Source organism: Lentibacillus salicampi (genome assembly GCF_004565465.1).
Classification (GTDB): domain Bacteria; phylum Bacillota; class Bacilli; order Bacillales; family Amphibacillaceae; genus Lentibacillus; species Lentibacillus salicampi.
In genome coordinates, this window is record NZ_SRHY01000001.1 from 353092 (window position 1) to 372356 (window position 19265).

The 19265-nt window shown below is 42.3% G+C and carries 24 protein-coding genes; all 24 read left to right on the forward strand.

Annotated features, from left to right (window positions below):
- Nucleotides 1-101: 101 nt before the first annotated feature.
- The 24 genes from xerC (at nucleotide 102) to fliP (ending at nucleotide 19258) form a co-directional block, all read left to right on the forward strand.
- Nucleotides 102-1010, forward strand: coding sequence for a tyrosine recombinase XerC (gene xerC, locus E4U82_RS01720; RefSeq protein WP_135108299.1), 909 nt, complete (start codon nucleotides 102-104; stop codon nucleotides 1008-1010).
- Nucleotides 1011-1034: 24 nt separating this feature from the next.
- Nucleotides 1035-1580: an ATP-dependent protease subunit HslV gene (gene hslV, locus E4U82_RS01725; RefSeq protein WP_135108300.1), complete on the forward strand. Its 546-nt coding sequence runs from the start codon at nucleotides 1035-1037 to the stop codon at nucleotides 1578-1580.
- An 18-nt stretch (nucleotides 1581-1598) separates the two neighbouring features.
- The gene (hslU, locus tag E4U82_RS01730; protein WP_135108301.1) at nucleotides 1599-2993 is read left to right on the forward strand and encodes an ATP-dependent protease ATPase subunit HslU; all 1395 of its coding nucleotides are present in this window, start codon (nucleotides 1599-1601) and stop codon (nucleotides 2991-2993) included.
- A gap of 30 nt (nucleotides 2994-3023) precedes the next feature.
- The gene (codY, locus tag E4U82_RS01735) at nucleotides 3024-3803 is read left to right on the forward strand and encodes a GTP-sensing pleiotropic transcriptional regulator CodY (protein WP_135108302.1); all 780 of its coding nucleotides are present in this window, start codon (nucleotides 3024-3026) and stop codon (nucleotides 3801-3803) included.
- A 592-nt stretch (nucleotides 3804-4395) separates the two neighbouring features.
- Entirely contained in the window at nucleotides 4396-4794 is a 399-nt protein-coding gene (flgB, locus tag E4U82_RS01740) for a flagellar basal body rod protein FlgB (protein ID WP_135108303.1), read from the forward strand.
- Nucleotides 4795-4796: 2 nt separating this feature from the next.
- Nucleotides 4797-5255, forward strand: a complete 459-nt coding sequence (gene flgC / locus E4U82_RS01745; protein WP_135108304.1) for a flagellar basal body rod protein FlgC — start codon at nucleotides 4797-4799, stop codon at nucleotides 5253-5255.
- Between the two features lie 99 nt (nucleotides 5256-5354).
- On the forward strand, nucleotides 5355-5624 hold the full coding sequence (fliE, locus tag E4U82_RS01750; protein ID WP_245183494.1) for a flagellar hook-basal body complex protein FliE: 270 nt from the start codon (nucleotides 5355-5357) through the stop codon (nucleotides 5622-5624).
- Nucleotides 5625-5828: 204 nt separating this feature from the next.
- Nucleotides 5829-7436 carry a flagellar basal-body MS-ring/collar protein FliF gene (gene fliF, locus E4U82_RS01755; RefSeq protein WP_135108306.1) on the forward strand — a complete coding sequence of 536 codons (1608 nt, stop codon included), beginning with the start codon at nucleotides 5829-5831 and terminating at the stop codon, nucleotides 7434-7436.
- A gap of 14 nt (nucleotides 7437-7450) precedes the next feature.
- Complete coding sequence (fliG, locus tag E4U82_RS01760) at nucleotides 7451-8461, forward strand: flagellar motor switch protein FliG (RefSeq protein ID WP_135108307.1); 1011 nt, start codon at nucleotides 7451-7453, stop codon at nucleotides 8459-8461.
- A complete protein-coding gene (gene fliH / locus E4U82_RS01765) occupies nucleotides 8454-9218 on the forward strand; it encodes a flagellar assembly protein FliH (RefSeq protein ID WP_167751289.1) in 765 nt (254 codons plus the stop codon). The genes fliG and fliH overlap by 8 nt, the downstream gene beginning before the upstream one ends.
- Nucleotides 9215-10528, forward strand: coding sequence for a flagellar protein export ATPase FliI (gene fliI, locus E4U82_RS01770; RefSeq protein WP_135108309.1), 1314 nt, complete (start codon nucleotides 9215-9217; stop codon nucleotides 10526-10528). Before fliH ends, fliI begins: the two co-directional genes overlap by 4 nt.
- Nucleotides 10528-10977: a flagellar export protein FliJ gene (fliJ, locus tag E4U82_RS01775; protein ID WP_135108310.1), complete on the forward strand. Its 450-nt coding sequence runs from the start codon at nucleotides 10528-10530 to the stop codon at nucleotides 10975-10977. Before fliI ends, fliJ begins: the two co-directional genes overlap by 1 nt.
- Before the next feature lie 13 nt (nucleotides 10978-10990).
- Entirely contained in the window at nucleotides 10991-11581 is a 591-nt protein-coding gene (locus tag E4U82_RS01780; RefSeq protein WP_167751290.1) for a MotE family protein, read from the forward strand.
- A 31-nt stretch (nucleotides 11582-11612) separates the two neighbouring features.
- Nucleotides 11613-12947, forward strand: coding sequence for a flagellar hook-length control protein FliK (locus E4U82_RS01785; RefSeq protein ID WP_167751291.1), 1335 nt, complete (start codon nucleotides 11613-11615; stop codon nucleotides 12945-12947).
- 9 nt (nucleotides 12948-12956) lie between these two features.
- Complete coding sequence (gene flgD / locus E4U82_RS01790) at nucleotides 12957-13442, forward strand: flagellar hook assembly protein FlgD (RefSeq protein WP_135108433.1); 486 nt, start codon at nucleotides 12957-12959, stop codon at nucleotides 13440-13442.
- A gap of 1 nt (nucleotide 13443) precedes the next feature.
- The gene (locus E4U82_RS01795; RefSeq protein WP_135108313.1) at nucleotides 13444-13818 is read left to right on the forward strand and encodes a TIGR02530 family flagellar biosynthesis protein; all 375 of its coding nucleotides are present in this window, start codon (nucleotides 13444-13446) and stop codon (nucleotides 13816-13818) included.
- Between the two features lie 93 nt (nucleotides 13819-13911).
- Nucleotides 13912-14706: a flagellar basal body rod protein FlgG gene (gene flgG / locus E4U82_RS01800; protein WP_135108314.1), complete on the forward strand. Its 795-nt coding sequence runs from the start codon at nucleotides 13912-13914 to the stop codon at nucleotides 14704-14706.
- A gap of 50 nt (nucleotides 14707-14756) precedes the next feature.
- Complete coding sequence (locus E4U82_RS01805) at nucleotides 14757-14972, forward strand: flagellar FlbD family protein (protein WP_342447713.1); 216 nt, start codon at nucleotides 14757-14759, stop codon at nucleotides 14970-14972.
- Nucleotides 14959-15384, forward strand: coding sequence for a flagellar basal body-associated protein FliL (gene fliL / locus E4U82_RS01810; protein ID WP_342447711.1), 426 nt, complete (start codon nucleotides 14959-14961; stop codon nucleotides 15382-15384). Before E4U82_RS01805 ends, fliL begins: the two co-directional genes overlap by 14 nt.
- 33 nt (nucleotides 15385-15417) lie before the next feature.
- Nucleotides 15418-16413, forward strand: a complete 996-nt coding sequence (fliM, locus tag E4U82_RS01815; protein ID WP_135108317.1) for a flagellar motor switch protein FliM — start codon at nucleotides 15418-15420, stop codon at nucleotides 16411-16413.
- Nucleotides 16406-17548 carry a flagellar motor switch phosphatase FliY gene (gene fliY / locus E4U82_RS01820; protein WP_135108318.1) on the forward strand — a complete coding sequence of 381 codons (1143 nt, stop codon included), beginning with the start codon at nucleotides 16406-16408 and terminating at the stop codon, nucleotides 17546-17548. The genes fliM and fliY overlap by 8 nt, the downstream gene beginning before the upstream one ends.
- Before the next feature lie 23 nt (nucleotides 17549-17571).
- The gene (locus E4U82_RS01825; protein WP_135108319.1) at nucleotides 17572-17934 is read left to right on the forward strand and encodes a response regulator; all 363 of its coding nucleotides are present in this window, start codon (nucleotides 17572-17574) and stop codon (nucleotides 17932-17934) included.
- Between the two features lie 15 nt (nucleotides 17935-17949).
- On the forward strand, nucleotides 17950-18600 hold the full coding sequence (locus tag E4U82_RS01830) for a flagellar biosynthetic protein FliO (RefSeq protein ID WP_135108320.1): 651 nt from the start codon (nucleotides 17950-17952) through the stop codon (nucleotides 18598-18600).
- Nucleotides 18593-19258, forward strand: coding sequence for a flagellar type III secretion system pore protein FliP (fliP, locus tag E4U82_RS01835; protein WP_135108321.1), 666 nt, complete (start codon nucleotides 18593-18595; stop codon nucleotides 19256-19258). Before E4U82_RS01830 ends, fliP begins: the two co-directional genes overlap by 8 nt.
- The last annotated feature ends 7 nt before the right edge of the window (nucleotides 19259-19265 follow it).

The following is a 19265-nucleotide window of genomic DNA, read 5'->3' on the forward strand; positions in this document are numbered from 1 at the left end:
GGTTTAGGTTCGTTTCTGAATTTTATCATAATTTTGTGAAGTCCATTGCATTCAGATAATTTGTATGGTATGCTTTATTCGCTGTTAAGCGGGGTGTGAAATTGAGTAACTTTGCAGACGTCAGTAAAGCATTTAGAGAGTATTTGCAAATTGAAAAGAATGCTTCACCATATACCGTTGAATTTTATATGGATGACTTGGAGAGTTTTTTTGCTTTTCTGGATGAGGAAGCCATCAGCCGTCTTCAGGATGTCGATTATCAAATAATTCGCGTGTACCTGACAAGATTGTATGACAAAAAACTGGGGCGCAGATCTGTGTCCCGAAAAATCTCCAGCCTGAAAAGTTTTTATCGTTTTCTGGAACGTCATAATCGCGTGGCAGATAACCCGTTTATCTATGTGAGCATCCCAAAATCCGCGAGGCCTATACCGGGGTTTTTGTATATGGAGGAATTGGAAAAATTATTTGAAGTAAACGATTTAACTGATCCGCTTGGACAGCGTAACCAAGCGCTAATCGAAACGCTTTATGCAACAGGCCTGCGTGTCAGCGAATGTCAGGGATTAAAGCTTTCGGATATCGATTTTACCATCGGCACTATGTTCATCAAGGGGAAAGGCAACAAGGAGCGATATATGCCATTTGGTCGTTTTGCCGAAGTTGCGCTTGAGACGTACATAAATGATGGGCGAGAAAAACTGTTGGATAAAGCAGATTCTGCTCGTGACAATGTCTTTCTGAATGCCAGAGGCGGTCCGTTAACGGCTAGGGGAATTCGTAAGATCTTGAATAAAATGGTTGAAAAAGCCGCCATGACCGTTCATGTGCACCCACATAAATTACGTCATACATTTGCTACCCATTTGTTGAACGAAGGTGCTGATCTTCGTACGGTCCAGGAGTTACTTGGGCATGAAAATTTATCGTCGACCCAAATATATACTCATGTGACCAAGGATCGGTTGCGTCATGTCTATATGAATAGTCATCCGAGAGCAAAAGAATAATCTTCCTGGGAAGAGGTGATGAATGTGGCAGCTGAGATGCATGCGACAACCATTTTTGCTGTAAAACATGATGGACAGTGTGCGATGAGCGGTGACGGTCAGGTCACACTGGGCAATGCTGTTGTTATGAAGCATAAAGCACAAAAAGTCCGTACGCTGTATAAGGGCCAGGTTCTTGCGGGGTTCGCAGGTTCTGTAGCCGACGCGTTTACATTATTTGAAAAGTTTGAGGAAAAACTGGAAGCTTTCGATGGCAATCTTGCCAGGGCTGCGGTGGAGTTGGCGAAAGAATGGCGAAGTGATAAGGTGCTTCGCAAACTGGAAGCGATGCTTATCGTCATGAATAAGGAGAAAATGTTCCTTGTATCAGGAACCGGTGAGGTTATCGAGCCCGATGATGGTATTCTTGCAATTGGCTCCGGCGGGAATTATGCGTTGAGTGCCGGCAGGGCGTTAGTCAGACACGGAAACGATCTTTCAGCAAAAGAAATTGCCAGGTCAGCTCTTGAGATAGCTGGTGAAATATGCATCTATACAAATGACCATATTACGCTGAAGGTACTTGATTAATAAGGAGGCCATTGTTGAATGGGGATTGATTATACTCCAAAACAGATCGTGGAGCAGCTGGACCACTATATAGTCGGTCAGACAGATGCTAAAAAATCAGTTGCCGTGGCATTGCGGAACCGTTACCGCCGCATGAAGCTTGACGAGAAAATCAAAGATGAAATTGTGCCGAAAAATATTTTGATGATTGGTCCTACCGGAGTCGGCAAAACTGAAATTGCACGTCGGCTGGCAAGTATGGTGAACGCTCCATTTGTAAAAGTTGAAGCGACCAAATTTACTGAAGTCGGTTACGTCGGACGTGATGTCGAATCAATGGTTCGCGATTTGGTTGAAATGTCGCTGCGCATGGTAAAAGAAGAAAAAATGAATGAAGTAAAAGGCCGTGCTGAAAAAGAAGCCAATAAAAAACTGGTCGAGCTGCTCGTTCCACAGGAAAAAAAGCAAAACAATATGAAAAATCCGTTCGAAATGTTATTTTCGGCGCAGGATGAAAATGATGACGAATCTGATTCAACGAATAACGACGAGGAAATTAGAAATAAACGAAAGCGGATTGAACATCAGCTGGCATTAGGGGAACTGGAAGATAAGATAGTAACAGTGGAGATTGAAGAGCCCCCTCCATCGATGTTTGACATGCTGCAAGGTTCAGGCATGGAGCAAATGGGAACAAACATGCAAGATGCCCTTGGTCAGTTTATGCCGAAAAAAAAGAAAAAACGAAAGCTCCCCGTATCAGAAGCGCGGAAAGTCTTAACAGCCCAGGAAGCCCAAAAGCTTGTTGATATGGAGGAAGCCGCACAGGAAGCAATCAGTCACGCCGAACAGTCGGGGATCTTATTTATTGATGAGATTGATAAAGTTTCCGGCAAACAGGACAATTCCGCAAATGTATCACGTGAAGGTGTTCAAAGGGATATTTTACCAATTGTGGAAGGGTCAACGGTTGTGACCAAGCACGGCCCTGTTAAAACAGATCATATGCTGTTCATTGCAGCAGGTGCATTCCATATGGCAAAACCATCTGACTTGATACCGGAGCTGCAAGGACGATTCCCGATACGGGTGGAACTGGAAAAATTAGTTGTTGAAGATTTTAAACAGATTTTGAAAGAACCGTCTAATGCTCTATTGAAACAATATTCGGCATTATTAAAAACAGAAGGTATAAATGTTGTGTTTACAGACCAAGCTGTAAATAGATTGGCAGAAATTGCTTTTCAGGTTAATCAGGACACGGATAATATCGGTGCCAGGAGACTTCACACAATACTTGAAAAATTGTTGGAAGACTTGTCGTTTGAAGCTCCTGATATTAACATGGAAAGAATTGAAATTACAGACGATTATGTTGATAAAAAATTAAGCAATATCATAACAAATAAAGATTTAAGTCAATTTATTCTTTAAATGGAATGAATGAAATGGAGGATATTTAAAATGGAACTTTTAGAACGCGCACGAAAAATTAATGCGATGCTGCAAAAGACAACGGGCAAATCAGTGAATTTCAACGACATGTCAGCAACACTCAGAGATGTCATCACAGGAAATGTGTTTATTCTCAGCAGAAGAGGCAAGCTACTGGGCTATGCGATTAATCAGGAAATTGAAAATGAGCGTATGAAATCAATGCTCGAGGAACGACAATTTCCTGAAGAATATACACAAGGGTTGTTTAATATTTTTGAAACAACTGCTAATCTGGATATTGACAGTCCATTTACGGCTTTCCCTGTTGAAAATCGCGAATTGTTCAAAAACGGTTTGACGACGATTGTTCCGATTATTGGCGGTGGTGACCGTTTGGGTACATTGGTTCTGAGCAGGCTTTCGGACAGTTTCAATGAAGATGATTTGCTCCTTGGTGAATATGGTGCGACTGTTGTCGGTATGGAAATCCTGCATGAAAAAACAGAAGAAATTGAACTCGAAGCCAGAAGTAAAGCAGTTGTCCAAATGGCGATTAGCTCACTTTCATACAGTGAACTGGAAGCAATTGATCATATCTTTGAAGAGTTGAATGGTCATGAAGGCTTGCTAGTAGCCAGTAAAATAGCTGATAGGGTTGGTATTACCAGATCCGTCATCGTCAATGCTTTAAGAAAACTTGAGAGCGCTGGTGTTATTGAATCCCGTTCACTCGGTATGAAGGGGACATACATTAAAGTGTTGAACGATAAGTTTCTTGTTGAACTGGAAAAATTGCGTTCCAGATAAGACCGGCATTATCGGAGATTCAAAAACGGTTATCCCAGCGATAACCGTTTTTTTATGTCCAGGATATGATGGATTGAAATCGTTTTGAATAACGGACAGCCTTATCAGCCACTTCCAGATCCAGCGCTAAAGCTACAGCTGAGAACTTGGTGGGACGAGCATTTGGTGTTGTCCGAAACGACATATTCTCCACTGTGATAAGCAGGCTTTTGCTCCTCCAGGCACACCATGTTTTCCTATGAGGACAGATTAATCCAGCAGCGAGTCAGAGCATCTGCAACACCGAGTTCAGTTTGTACGTCACTAAACGGGTGTCATGCAATTTGTGTGAAATGTCACCGTTGGATTTTGGTGAAGAGCTTCATTTTACAGTTAAAAATGGAAAAAAGACATGAGAATTTACCATTATAAGGTATAAAATAATGTCGAAAGTCCTAGGTAAATAGAATTAAATATTTTCCCCGAAATGAAAACTGTCGAAATATGATGGACTTTGAAGGTATTTTAAATTACAATATTCGTATAGATACAGTTGTTTATGACCGTTGTTTTTTATCCTGCATCATAGATAACAACGATAGGAGGAAATTATGTGGCTCTCTTTTCCGGCACTATCCAGACGCTTGAATCTTCTCTGAATTATGCATCTGCTAAAAACCGTGCGATTTCCAATAATATCGCAAATGTGGATACACCAGGGTTTAAGGCGAAAAATGTAGAATTCAGGAATGTTCTGAATGATGAAATGACTGCTTCACTCGAGTCAAAACGTACACATGAAAAACATCTTCCCTTTAACCACCTGAATACGGATCAACCATTCCGCACAGTATCACGTCAGCATACGTCGTATAACCATAACGGGAATAATGTTGATATCGATAAGGAAATGGCGGAACTGGCTAAAAATCAAATTTACTATCAAGCCTTGGCGGATCGAATAAGTGGTAAATTTAACAGTCTGAAAACGGCAGTTGGAGGAGGAAGATAAGTATGTCGATTTTTAATGCCATGAATACGAGTGCAAGTTCATTAACAGCACAGCGGCTCCGTATGGACGTTGTTTCTTCCAATATAGCGAATGCACAGACAACAAGGGCTGTCATGAATGAAGATGGTAACTATGAACCGTACAGAAGAAAAATGGTAACGTTGAGACCATCCGAACATGACTTTAAATCCTATCTAAATCATGCCGTTCATTCAAATAACACGGACGTTGGTAAAGGTGTGAACGTATCACAGATAACGGAGGATGAATCACCATTTAAAGTAGTTTATAATCCAGAGCATCCAGATGCAAATGAAGCTGGATATGTTGAGATGCCAAATGTGGATCCTTTAAAAGAAATGGTGGATTTAATGAGTGCAACAAGGTCTTATGAAGCGAATATCACATCGTTAAATGCAAGTAAGGGTATGTTGATGAAAGCACTTGAAATAGGTAAATAGTGACCGCACAACTATACATAGTCAACAGATAGAACAATGTACATAAGGGGAGATATCATGAGTTCGTTTTTGAATGGCGTCACCGGCAGCCGGGCAGTCATGCCAAATTCTGAAACAGCAAAACAAACCGCCTCACCGAATGAGGCGCATCAACATTTTGCGAACAAACTTAAATCGGCAATCGACCAAGTCAATGAAGCCCAGGTTGCCTCAGATAAAAAAACAGAGGCATTGGCTAAGGGTGAGATTGAAGATTTGCACAATGTCATGATTTCAGCTCAAAAGGCAAGTGTCACACTGGAAACCTCTGTACAAATTCAAGGTAAAGTCACGGATGCTTATAACAAAATCATGCGGATGCAAATTTAGAAAGCTGTATGGTCAACTTGTATCCATGTTCTAAAAAGCATGCGATTTTACTTAGGTACTAAGAGTTGCTATTATACCCAGGTTTTTGTTCGATTTGTTATAACGTTCTGCAGTATGTGTTTTGGGTGTCCGTAAAGAAAGACGACTCGTTTACTAAAGGACGAATGAATGCGCGTTTTTTAAGAGAACTTGGCGGGGGAATATATGAAGAAAAAAATAATTGAATTCAAGGATACAGCTAAATCTTTTTGGACGGACCGCTCTAAAAACCAAAAAGGTATTCTAATAGGCTCTGCTGCAATCGTTGCTGCTTTGGCTTTAGCCATCATACTATTTTCCTCTGATTCTGAATTTGTTCCATTGTATAATGATTTGTCAGTGCAGGAAGTCAGTCAAATTAAGGAGGAACTGGATTCCAGAGGTGTACCGTATGAACTCAAAAATGGCGGGAAAACAATTGAAGTCCCGGGATCTGATGTTGATTCACTGCTTGTTGACCTTGCAGGCCAGGGGATTCCCAACAGCGGAAATATCGACTATTCATTTTTTAGCGAAAATGCCTCCTGGGGGATAACCGATAATGAATTCAGCATGATTAAACTTGACGCTATGCAATCGGAACTGGCGACCTTGATCCAGGGGGTTGAAGGTATTGACGATGCTGAGGTCATGATCAATATGCCGGAAGAGCCCGTTTTTGTCAGTGATTCTAAGCAGGAAGCCAGTGCTTCAATTGTCATCCATACAGACCCCGGACATCATTTTCAGGGCAATCAGATTAACAGCTTGTACCACATGGTTTCAAAAGCAGTACCAAACCTGAATGAAGAAAATATCGCTATTATGAACCAGTATTTTGAATACTATGATCAGGATTCACCAAACGGGATCAACCAGGAGAATACCTATACATATCAGCAAAATGTCAAAAAAGATATCGAAAAGGACGTACAACAGCGTCTTCAGCAAATGCTGGGTGCGATGGTCGGTATGGAAAATGTGATTGTCTCAGTTACAGCAGATATTGATTTTACCGAGGAAAACCGTGTGGAAGAATTAGTCGAGCCGGTGGATGTCGAGAACATGGAGGGGCTGCCGGTTAGCATTGAAAGCGTTGAGGAAACTTATGAAGGTAATCCGCCTGTCGGTGGTGAAGGCGGGACAGGTGATGAGGATATTCCCACCTATGAGGCTGCCCAAGAAGGGGGAAACGGAGAATACGAATCATCAAAAGAGACGATTAATAACGAGTATAACCGGGTCCGAAAAGAGATTACGGAAAGTCCATATAAAGTCCGTGACTTGGGTATACAGGTTGCTGTTGATGAGGTGAAAGGTGAACAGGACGGCGACGTACAATACCTGTCAGCACCAGAACAGGAAACAGTGAGTGCCGGCATCGCCTCGATTTTGGATTCGATTATCAGTACAACCATTGATGGCGAATATGATGGCGACATAGAGCCTGAGGAGAAAACGTCTATCGTATTTCAGGAGTTCAGTGAAAGTATCGGATCGCCACAGGCCTCATCTCCCGTAATACCGTTATGGATGTATATCGCAGGCGGTGCACTGCTGGTTATTATCATTGTTCTGATTATTCTACTGTTACGCAGCAGAAAAGCAAGTGATGAAGAGAACATCACCGAAGAAACCGTGTCAGATGAACCGGAAATAACAGCCGGTGTGTCGGAGATAGATGATGTTGAAGAATCTGAATCGGAAAGGCGCCGAAAACAATTGGAAAAATTGGCGAATGACAACCCGGAAGATTTCGCCAAGCTGTTAAGAAGCTGGATTGCAGATGATTAAGGGGTGGGACTTACATGTCTAGACAAGACACACTGACGGGAAAACAAAAAGCGGCCATTCTATTAATCTCGTTGGGACCGGATGTATCTGCACAGGTATACAAGTATTTATCGGAAGAAGAAATTGAAAATCTGAGTCTGGAAATCTCATCTGTGAAAAAAGTTGAATCACATTTGAAGGAAGATGTGCTTGATCAATTTCACCAGACTGCGATCGCACAGGATTATATTTCGCAAGGTGGGATTGGATACGCAAAAACAGTGCTGGAAAAAGCGTTTGGGGATGAGGAAGCCAACAGTATCATCAAGCGTCTTACTGCATCATTGCAAGTCCGGCCGTTTGATTTTGCTCGAAAGGCAGACCCCCAGCAGGTATTGAATTTCATACAGAATGAGCATCCGCAAACCATTGCCCTTGTATTATCGTACCTTGAGCCGGAGCAAGCCGGTCAGATATTATCCGAATTGCCACAGGAAATGCAGGCGGAAATTGCAAAACGTATTGCCACAATGGATTCGACCTCACCGGAAATTATCAGTCAGGTGGAACAAGTGCTTGAGCGCAAACTATCATCTTCCATTACGGAAGACTATACGCAGGCGGGTGGCATTGAATCGGTTGTTGATGTGTTAAATGGTGTTGATCGCAGTACTGAGAAAACGATACTCGATGCCCTTGAAATACAGGATCCTGAACTGGCAGAAGAAATCAAAAAACGTATGTTTGTATTTGAAGATATTGTCGTTCTGGATAATCGTGCCATACAGCGTGTGATACGGGAAGTTGAAAACGATGATTTACGTCTGTCACTTAAAGTTGCCAGTGACGAGGTGAAAGAAATTATCTTCAAAAATATGTCGCAGCGAATGGCAGAAACATTTAAAGAAGAGATGGAATATATGGGGCCTGTTCGCTTACGTGACGTGGAAGAAGCACAAACAAGAATTGTTGGGGCGATCCGCCATCTCGAGGAAATTGGCGAAATTGTCATTGCACGCGGTGGGGGTGACGATATCATTGTCTAGTATTGATTCAAATCAATTACATGCTCTGAAAGAAAAACGTATCAACGTCAGACCGATTGAATTGCATGAGTCGGCTGAATCGGGTCATGCCACTCAGAGAAAAGATGAACAGCACCGTTTACAGGCAGAAGTCAATCGGGCACAAGCTGAACTTAAGCAAATTAACGATCGGCAGGCAGCACGATTACAGCAAACAAATGACGAAATCGAGGATGCAAAAAAGAAATGGGAAACCGAAAAACAGCGTTATATTGAACAAGCTCAGCAAGAAGGCTTTGCAACAGGCATTGAACAAGGTAAACAAGCAGGGCTTGACCAGTATCAACAATTGCTGACAGAGGCAAATGACATCGTAACGTCTGCAACAAACGATTATTATTCTACCATTGAGCAAAGTGATGAGACGATTTTAGACCTTGCCATCACTATTGCAGGGAAAATTATTCATCAAGAACTGGCTGAAAAACCGGATGCATTTATCTCGATTGTTCATGCAGCCATAAAGGAAATTAAAGATAAATCGGACATCGCTATTTATTTGCACCCGGACAATTACGATTTGGTTGTTCAACAAAAAGATGAGATGAAGCGCCTTGTTGATAAAGATATAAGAATAGCTGTTTATATCGATGACGATTTAAACGCAGGAAGTTGCCTGATCGAACATCCTTCCGGTCAAATTGATGCTGGAATTGATACACAGCTGAAGGAGTTGCGTGAGACATTGCATGAAATCAGTATGGAGAACAATCAATGAATGTGGCAAAATATCGTGAGGCCATTCATCAGGCAGATACATTTAAACGGTATGGGAAAGTGCTGCGTGTGGTCGGGCTTATGATTGAATCGCTTGGGCCGGAAGCGAATATCGGCGAAGTTTGTTGGATACATAGTTCTAAAAACAAAAACCCAGTCATAGCTGAGGTAGTTGGGTTCAGCAATGAAAAAATCATTTTAATGCCATATGCGGAAGTGGCAGAAATCGGCTCCGGTTGTTTGGTAGAATCAACCGGAAAGCCGTTAACCGTTAAAATTGGTCGAGGTTTAATCGGAAAAGTCGTTGATTCGCTTGGGAAACCAATGGATCATTCCAGACTGCCCAAAGGATTATCAAACTATTTGACGGAACAATCGCCGCCGAATCCCTTATCACGCCCCCCCATTTCGGAGCCATTTCAAGTGGGGGTCAAGGCGATTGATTCTTTGCTGACCGTTGGAAAAGGGCAGCGAATCGGGATTTTTGCCGGAAGTGGTGTTGGAAAAAGTACGTTACTTGGTATGATTGCCCGCAACAGTAGTGCAGATATAAACATTATTGCCCTGATTGGGGAAAGGGGCCGTGAAGTCCGGGAGTTCATTGAGAATGATCTCGGGGAGGAAGGACTTAAAAAATCTATCGTTGTTGTGGCCACTTCTGATCAGCCGGCTTTAATGCGAATAAAAGGTGCCTATACGGCGACGGCTATCAGCGAATACTTTCGGGATTTGGGATTTCAAGTAAACATGATGATGGATTCCGTCACACGGGTAGCTATGGCACAACGTGAAATTGGTTTAGCTGCGGGTGAACCGCCTACAACGAAAGGTTACACGCCATCGGTATTTGCCGTACTCCCTAAATTGCTTGAACGAACAGGAACTAGTAAGGATGGATCCATAACAGCTTTTTATACTGTATTGGTTGATGGCGATGATATGAATGAGCCGATCGCTGATACTGTTCGGGGCATATTGGATGGCCACTTCATCCTGGATCGTAAATTGGCTGAACAAGGACAATTTCCGGCTATCAATAGTTTAAAGTCCATCAGCAGGGTCATGAATAAAATTGTCAGTCAAAAACATTTGGAAGCAGCTCAGCAAATCAGGGAACTGATGGGGCGGTACGAGGAGAATCGTGAACTGATTCAGATAGGTGCCTATAAACGGGGGACGAACCAGGAAATTGATCGTTCCATTTCATATCACCCTAAGATCATGTCATTTTTGAAGCAGGGTGTATCGGACTATCACCCGCTGGAAGATTCGATTGCCCGGATGCAAAAGCTGCTTAATGGAGGAATATGATGGCAGGAACAGCAGCATTCTCCAGGATTTTACATGTGCGTGAGAATGAAAAGAAAAATGCCCAAAAAACCTATCAGAAGTCTATTGATATATTCGAGGAAGTGGCGACACAACTATATAGTTTATTGAGAAAGAAAGAGACAGCAGAACAATCATATGAAGAGTATCTGCAACAAACGATACCAATTGACAAGATAAGAGGGCAGTTGACCTATATCGAAAAATTAAATCATCAAATCGTGGAATTACAGCGCGATGTACAAAAAGCCCGAAATGAAATGGACGCAAACCATGAACGGTTGAACAATGCCCATGTCGAAGTGAAAAAGTTTGAAAAAATAATGGAACACCGGCAAGAGAAAAGCCGGGAAATGACCAAAAAACATGAAAACGAATCAATGGATAACATATCCATTCAGCAATATTTAAGCCGGAAACCAGGTGATTAGTATGGCGGCCGATATGAACTCAAAAAAAAAGAAAATGAATCCGATTCTGTGGTTCCTGTTTACAATCGTTGTTCCATTCATAGCAGTGATGATCCTGGCGCTGATTATATTAACGGTCACCGGCGTTGATGTAGCGGGCTGGGCTAAACGGACCGGGAGTAGCATTCCTGTTGTTTCCGATGTCATTTCAGCAGATAAGGAAGAGGGAGAACAACAAAAGAAAGCTACACTGCAGGAGACGATTGCTGATAAAGATAGTGAAATTAATCAATTGAATCAACAAGTTTCCAGTTTGGAATCAACCATTGATGAAATGGAACAGGAAATTTTAAAACTTGAACAAAACGAAACAACTGGAGACGAGATGTCATCAGAACATGAGGGAAAGGAAACATCTCAAACGGATTCCATTAAAACAATGGCGTCATCCTTTTCCGATATGGATAACGAAAAGGCAGCTCAAATCTTCCAAAGTATGGAGGAGGATTTAGTCATAGCCATTCTGGAGCATTTGCCGGATGACGCTCGTGGTGAAATTTTTGAAGCGATGGAACCTGATGCGGCTGCGGAATATACACAGCAGTTCGTCAATCAGACAGAATAGAAAAAAGGGACACTTGGAAGGGGGTGAGCAATTGAATGCGGTCGGAATGATGTTTCAGCAAGTCACAAAAACAGGCAACACGTTTCAGCAGAATCGTGCCGAATCAGCTGGAACGGACGAGACAATGGATTTCGAGAATCTATTAGCAAACGCAGGAATCAGTACGGATAACCAAAAAGATGGGCAGGAAAAAATGTCTCCGGAAAACATGCTGCGGGGTTTGGATGGGTTAAATCAATTGATGGATAGCTCCATTGCAAAGGAAGAATTACTGCAAACGTTAAACGAGATCATGAACAGTTTTGTTATGGACAAGAGTGGGGCACCGGTTGCAGGGCAGAACGACAAAGCATCAAAAGAAGCCATCGTGAACCTATTAAAAACAGCAATAGGCAAACTGGAGTTGGAACATGGCAGTAAAACAGAAGAAGAAAATATGTCTGCACCATTTCTTGTGACGATGCCGCCATCACCAGGATGGTTGAATAACGAACCTCTTCAAAAACAATTTGATGCGATATTTGCGAAAGCTGAAAGGCTGTTATCACAAATAACCGGTCAAAAAAGCATAGCCAAAGCGGCTCCGGAGCTATTGAAATTACTGGAGCAATGGACGGTATTGGAGAGGAAAAGCAGCGGGCCATTCAATATGGTAACATCATCTGTTCATACAAATAAAGAACAAACTACTTGGAGAGAGTTGGTACATGCTTTTCAAAAAAGAAATCAGCTCGTCACCAAGCAGCAATACAACTCAAGTGCGAAAGTAACAAGTACGGATGTTGCTAAATGGCTGCAGCATGCACTGAATAACCAGGGGTCAGTTGAAAAGGCATCTAGTCAGCCGTCCAGCATGTTTACAACGTCAGCGCCATTAACCAAAGCAGAGCAATATGTCATCCATATGAACCAGACACAAAATACCCGGCCCGCTGGACAGCAATTGATGGAACAGTTCCAAAAGGTTATGAAAACGAGCAAGTTTTTAGCGATGAATAATGGAACATCACAGCTTAACATAACATTGCGTCCGGAAAATCTTGGCGACATGATGGTTAAGTTCACACAGATGAACGGTGAGATGACGGTGAAAATTGTTGTGACGTCGACAGCCGTAAAGGAAATGCTGGAATCGAACATGCATCAGCTGAAGCATATGTTTTCACCACAACAGGTTGTGATTGAAAAGCAGGAAGCCGCAACCCAAACACAAACTTATCAGCGTGGGCAGGGTGAACAGTCAATGGATAATCACGATGATCAGGAACAGTCAGGTCATTCTAAGCAACACGATGGTCATCAGGATGAAGATGAGGAAAGTTTTGAATCGTATTTGCAGCGCACATTCATGAACGAGGAGGTTTAGGTGAATATTATGACAACAATTGATTCGTCGCTTTATTTGCATAATAAGCCGACAGAGCGGGCTCCAAGTCCTGAACTCGGTAAAAATGAATTTTTAAAAATATTAATGACTCAGATGCAAAATCAGGACCCGACCAGCCCGATGGAAAACACCGAATTTATTTCACAAATGGCGTCCTTTTCATCACTCGAACAGATGACGAATATGACAAATTCCATTGACAAGCTTGTGCAAAACCAAACCGTTTCGCCGATTCTTCAACACAGTCATATGATTGGTAAAGATGTCTCGTATCAGGCATATGACAAAGAAACCGGAGAAAAGCTGGACATCCAAACAAGCCATGTACTGGCAGTCAGTCAGTATGAAGGTCGCGCTGTACTGGAGCTTGAAAATGGTGAAAAAATTTATGCTGATGCGATTACCCGGATGATTGGGGAAAATGCTGGTACGGGAGACGATATGGCGGATTCAAGTGGTAAAGGAAGTGCATAAAATGGACCACCGGGTTCATCAATTACAGCAGCAACACACGATGCCGCTGCCGTCTGTCAAAAAGTCAGCCGAAAGGAAAACCAAAACAAATTTTCGAGATGTGTTAGCCGATTTACAAGATGTGAAAATCAGCAAACACGCGAAAAAACGATTAAACGATCGGAATATCACCATCAACGAAAACCAGTGGCAGGCTATTTCAGAAAGAATGGCTGACGCCAGAGAAAAAGGAGTAACCGACTCACTCGTCCTGACCGATGACGCAGCATTACTTGTCAGCACTAGGAACAATACGGTCGTAACAGCTATGAATAAAGCAGAGGCATCAAGCAGAATTTTTACAAACATTAACGGCGCGATTCTGATTAATGAATAGGCTGGACCCGATTGGGATGCCTTCACGTTGTTGACTGATTGATACAGCGTGGAATCAGAAACCAAAAACCAATAAAGGGGAGAAATAATAACTATGTTACGTTCCATGTATGCAGGCATATCCGGAATGAAAGGATTTCAGACAAAATTGGATGTGATTGGCAACAATATTGCCAATGTCAATACGGCAGGTTTCAAAAAAGGGCGGGTGACATTTCAGGATCTTTTGAGCCAGACGACAACAGGGGCATCTGGGCCAACTGATGATCGCGGTGGTGTGAATCCTTCCCAAGTCGGGTTAGGCTCACAATTAGGTTCAATCGATGATATTCATACGCAGGGATTCAGCCAAACAACCAGCAACCCATTAGACCTGCAGCTGGAAGGTGACGGGATGTTTGTGCTGGAGACACCAAATGGACAAGCATATACTCGTTCCGGAAATTTTTATCTGGATACTGACGGCAGCATTGTGAATTCTGATGGCTACTATCTGGTAGGAAGTGATGGAAACTCACCATTGACAATCCCGGATGACGCGACAAGTATTAACATTCAAAAAGATGGTACAGTTTCGTATGTTGACGGACAAAATAACGTGGTAAATGACCAGCAAATCGGAGTTGCCGTTTTTTCGAATCCGGCTGGTCTGCAAAAAGATGGCGGGAATACTTACCTGGAAACGGACAACTCAGGTGAGGCCAATATAGCAGCGCCGGAAGCAAATGGCGCCGCAACGATCGTCAGCGGGGCACTGGAAATGTCCAATGTCGATCTTGCTGAGGAATTCACGGAAATGATTACAGCACAGCGTGGATTCCAGGCAAACACGAGAATCATTACAACATCAGATGAGATTCTGCAGGAACTTGTCAACCTAAAACGCTAAAATAAGGAGGCAGGGAGTGCCTGGCAAAAAGGCACTCCCGCTACCATATGATGAAGCTTACCAGATTAAATGGGAACTCTTTTACATTAAATGCATCTATGATTGAGCAGGTACAGTCGCTTCCCGATACGACGATTACGTTAACCAGTGGAAAGAAGCTCCTTGTGAAAGATTCCGAAGCCGATGTTTCAGACCTTGTAACAGATTATTATAAGCAAATCGGACTAAATGGCAAGTTTTATAAGGCGGGTGATGTCAGTGAGTAGCCTTGCGAAAACAATGCTGACTTCATTTGTTGTGTTACTCGTGGCTGGGGGAGTTGCACTCTTAATTGTTCTATACATAACGGATGACCATAACGACGGTAAGGCACAGTCGATTGATGAAGTTGCTGAACACTCGTATGAAACACCGGAAATCACGACTGATTTACAAAATGGCAGTTTTGTACGAATCCAGTTTCAAATCGTCACAGATGGCAAAAAAGCAAAAGAAGAGGCTGAAAAGCGGGAGTTCCAGTTGAAAAATATCCTTATAAAAGAACTTGCCAAAATGGATGAGGAAGATTTTAAAACAGGCTTGTCTGACCTGGAAGATGTAGTGCAGCTAAAGTTAAATGAGGTTATGACTGAAGGTATGATCACAGAAGTCTATACCATCAGTAAGATTTTACAGTAAATCGAAAAAGCTCCGAAATGGAGGTGAGGTTTTTTGGTAGAAGAAGTCCTTTCGCAAGAAGAGATTGATTCACTGTTATCTGCTATATCATCCGGTGAAATGGATGCAGAAGAACTTAAACAAGAGGAAAAAGAGCAGAAGGTCCGCGTATATGACTTTAAGCGGGCACTTCGATTTTCGAAAGATCAGATTCGAAGTTTATCCAGAGTTCACGAAAATTATGCCCGTCTGCTGACGACATACTTTTCGGCGCAATTAAGAACGTATGTCGATATCTCTGTTGCGTCTGTAGACCAAATACCTTATGAAGAGTTTATCCGCTCTATTCCCAGGATGACGATATTAAATATATACAGTGTTCAGCCACTGGATGGCAGAATCTTAATGGAGGTTAGTCCAAATATTGCATATGGCATGCTTGACAGGGTTCTTGGCGGAAAAGGAAGCAGTCTGAACAAGGTGGAAAATTTAACTGAAATTGAAACGATGTTAATGTCACAGCTGTTTGAAAAAGCGGCTGTCAATTTGCGGGAAGCATGGTCCTCCGTGAGTGAAATTGATCCTGTTTTAGAGGACTTTGAAGTCAATCCGCAATTTTTACAGATGGTCTCACCAAACGAAACCGTTATTGTGGTCTCATTAAACACAATCGTAGGAGACGTAAATGGGATGATCAATATTTGCATACCACACATGGTATTGGAACCAATTATTCCAAAATTATCTGTTCATCACTGGATGCAGACAACAGCAAAAAAGCGGGATGCTGAAGCCTATCAAAAATTAACGCATAACATTCAACAAGCAAGAGTGGAAGCGAAGACGCCGCTTGGTGAGACGCACATTAATCTCCGGCAATTATTAAATTTGAATATGGGCGATTGTATCGCATTAAATCAGCCGATTGACCGTCCATTATTTTTAGAGATAAATAACGAACCGAAGTTTTACGTACAGCCTGGCACTTTTAAAAACAAAATGGCTGTTCAGGTGCTGGATGATTTAGCAAGGGGGGATGACAATGGATGAAGGAAAACTTTCACAGGATGAAATTGATGCGCTGCTGAAAATTGGCGAAGAAGAGGATGACTTGGATAATCCCGGAATAGAAGGAGCGGATACAGATCACTTTTTGTCAGCGATTGAAAAAGATACGTTAGGTGAAATAGGCAATATTTCGTTTGGTTCCTCAGCGACTACTTTGTCAACGCTGTTAAATCAAAAAGTTGATATTACAACACCTGAAGTTTCGATTATTACAAGTGAAGCATTAGAAGATGGGTTCGAGTTTGAGCACATTAACATCCATGTCCATTATACAGAAGGATTTGACGGACAAAATGTTCTCGTGATGAAATCTGAGGATGCAGCGATTATTTCGGATATCATGATGGGCGGAGATGGCACGTCACCTGATCAGCAATTAGAAGATATCCAATTAAGTGCTGTCCAGGAAGCGATGAATCAAATGATGGGGACCGCTGCTACCAGCATGTCGACTATTTTTAAAAAACGTGTTGATATCTCCCCGCCAGCTATTAAACTCGAAAAACCGGAAGCTGCCGAGAATACCGAGGGTATTTCTGGTGTCGACTATTTGGTAAAAGTGTCGTTTCATTTAAAAGTTGGGAGATTGATAGATTCGTACATTATGCAGGTCATCCCGCTTCCGTTTGCCAAACAATTAGTCGATCAGTTGATCAAGTCTTCAGCTGCTGACGGAGAGAAGGAAACAGCTGCGACGGCAGAATTGGAAAAGCCACAGGAACAGCCGTCTCAACAGCAGAAGACAACTAATACCGGCAATCCGCAGTATATGGGCGATAAGATTAATCAAGATACATCGTCCATTCAACAGGCCACTTTTTCGGAATTAGAGCAAGTTAGCTTAAATAAAAACGAAAAGCAAAATCTTGATATGCTTCTGGATATCCCGCTTAAGGTGTCCGTTGAACTGGGACGCACGAAAAGAACCATCAAAGATATTCTGGAGTTATCAGCCGGATCGGTTATTGAATTGGACAAGCTTGCCGGCGAGCCTGTAGACATCCTGGTGAATGAAAAATTGATTGCTAAGGGGGAAGTTGTGGTGATCGATGAAAACTTTGGTGTCCGTGTGACGGATATTATCAGCCAATCAGACCGGCTCATGAAACTTAAATAACATATGCGAAGGGATGGTCCAATTTGGGACAAAGCATCTTAATAGTGGATGATGCGGCATTTATGCGTATGATGATTAAAGATATTTTAGTTAAAAATGGCTTTGAGGTTGTTGGTGAAGCGATTGATGGCCTCCAGGGCGTTGAGCAATACAAAGAATTGAAACCTGACCTCGTTATACTTGATATTACGATGCCGGAGAAGGATGGTCTTACCGCATTAAAGGAAATGAAGGAAATTGATCCCTATGCAAGTGTCATTATGTGTTCAGCGATGGGACAGCAGGAAATGGTGATTGATGCCATTCAAGCCGGTGCGAAAGATTTTATCGTCAAACCATTTCAGGCTGATCGTGTTGTAGAAGCAATCCGGAAAGTACTTGGCTAGAAAAGAGTGAGACATGTGAAACAGAAAATTTTAATAAGTGTGTGTGTGGCAGCACTCTTTATAGCTTTCTATACGAATGGAACTGTTCAGGCTGAATCCGCAAATGTGAAAGACTGTATCCAGGACGAGGACTGTATGAAGACAGATGAAACGCCCGCAAATGAAACGGATAATAAACAGGATGAAACTGCTGATATTGGCGTGGGAACTGGATCATTATTCGTTAATTTAGTCAAGATGGTATTTGCACTGCTGCTGGTGTTAGGACTTATCTATGGGCTGGTCAAGTTTTTGAATAAACGCAACAAACTGTTTCAGCAAGTTAAAACATTGGAGAACATGGGGGGTATTTCGGTTGGTCCCAACAAGTCGATTCAGTTGGTGCGGATTGGCTCGAAGTTATACGTGGTCGGTGTCGGTGATAATGTTGAACTGCTTCAAGAAGTGACGGAAGAAGAAGTGAAATCAGAACTGTTGGAAAAAGACGCTCGTGATGCAAGATCTTCATCACTGCTGTCACCATTGTTTCAACAGAAAAACGGTCGGAATGATCAAACCACATCAAGGAATGAATTTAAGCGTCTGTTTTCAACAGAACTGGAAAAATTGAAACGCACCAGGCACTCTATGATCCGGCAAAAACAGAAGGACGATCAACATGAATGAATTGATGAATATGTTTTCCGATTCCGACCCTTCAACTGTCTCGACATCAGTCCAATTATTACTTTTAATGACTGTTTTATCGCTGGCACCAAGTATTTTAATTTTGATGACGAGTTTTACCCGGATTGTGATTGTGCTGTCGTTTGTTAGAACATCATTAGCCACACAGCAGACACCGCCGAATCAAGTTTTAATCGGGCTGGCATTGTTTTTGACATTTTTCATCATGGCTCCGACATTTCAGGAAGTGTATGATGAGGGCCTGCAGCCGCTTTTTAATGAAGAAATTACACTGGATGAGGCCTATGACAGAGCCAGTGCACCAATGAAAGACTTTATGGCAGGACATACCAGACAAAAAGATTTACAATTGTTCATCGACTACTCAGGAGCGGAACAGCCGGAAACGGTTGAGGATATTCCGCTTACGACATTAGTACCGGCCTTCGCTATCAGTGAGCTGAAAACCGCTTTCCAGATGGGTTTCATGATATTTGTGCCATTTCTGATTATCGACATGGCTGTCGCAAGTGTTCTGATGTCAATGGGGATGATGATGTTACCGCCCGTTATGATATCTTTACCGTTTAAAATACTATTATTCGTGCTGGTGGACGGATGGTATTTGATCACCCAGTCCCTATTGCAGGGTTTTTAAGGCAGGT

Bases quoted from the DNA above. Each gene is read 5' to 3' on its own strand.
- hslU (WP_135108301.1), top strand. From the start codon at position 1,599: ATGGGGATTGATTATACTCCAAAACAGATCGTGGAGCAGCTGGACCAC.
- codY (WP_135108302.1), top strand. From the start codon at position 3,024: ATGGAACTTTTAGAACGCGCACGAAAAATTAATGCGATGCTGCAAAAG.
- flgC (WP_135108304.1), top strand. From the start codon at position 4,797: ATGTCGATTTTTAATGCCATGAATACGAGTGCAAGTTCATTAACAGCA.
- fliE (WP_245183494.1), top strand. From the start codon at position 5,355: ATGCCAAATTCTGAAACAGCAAAACAAACCGCCTCACCGAATGAGGCG.
- fliF (WP_135108306.1), top strand. From the start codon at position 5,829: ATGAAGAAAAAAATAATTGAATTCAAGGATACAGCTAAATCTTTTTGG.
- fliG (WP_135108307.1), top strand. From the start codon at position 7,451: ATGTCTAGACAAGACACACTGACGGGAAAACAAAAAGCGGCCATTCTA.
- fliI (WP_135108309.1), top strand. From the start codon at position 9,215: ATGAATGTGGCAAAATATCGTGAGGCCATTCATCAGGCAGATACATTT.
- fliJ (WP_135108310.1), top strand. From the start codon at position 10,528: ATGGCAGGAACAGCAGCATTCTCCAGGATTTTACATGTGCGTGAGAAT.
- E4U82_RS01780 (WP_167751290.1), top strand. From the start codon at position 10,991: ATGAACTCAAAAAAAAAGAAAATGAATCCGATTCTGTGGTTCCTGTTT.
- flgD (WP_135108433.1), top strand. From the start codon at position 12,957: ATGACAACAATTGATTCGTCGCTTTATTTGCATAATAAGCCGACAGAG.
- E4U82_RS01795 (WP_135108313.1), top strand. From the start codon at position 13,444: ATGGACCACCGGGTTCATCAATTACAGCAGCAACACACGATGCCGCTG.
- flgG (WP_135108314.1), top strand. From the start codon at position 13,912: ATGTTACGTTCCATGTATGCAGGCATATCCGGAATGAAAGGATTTCAG.
- E4U82_RS01805 (WP_342447713.1), top strand. From the start codon at position 14,757: ATGAAGCTTACCAGATTAAATGGGAACTCTTTTACATTAAATGCATCT.
- fliL (WP_342447711.1), top strand. From the start codon at position 14,959: ATGTCAGTGAGTAGCCTTGCGAAAACAATGCTGACTTCATTTGTTGTG.
- fliY (WP_135108318.1), top strand. From the start codon at position 16,406: ATGGATGAAGGAAAACTTTCACAGGATGAAATTGATGCGCTGCTGAAA.
- fliP (WP_135108321.1), top strand. From the start codon at position 18,593: ATGAATGAATTGATGAATATGTTTTCCGATTCCGACCCTTCAACTGTC.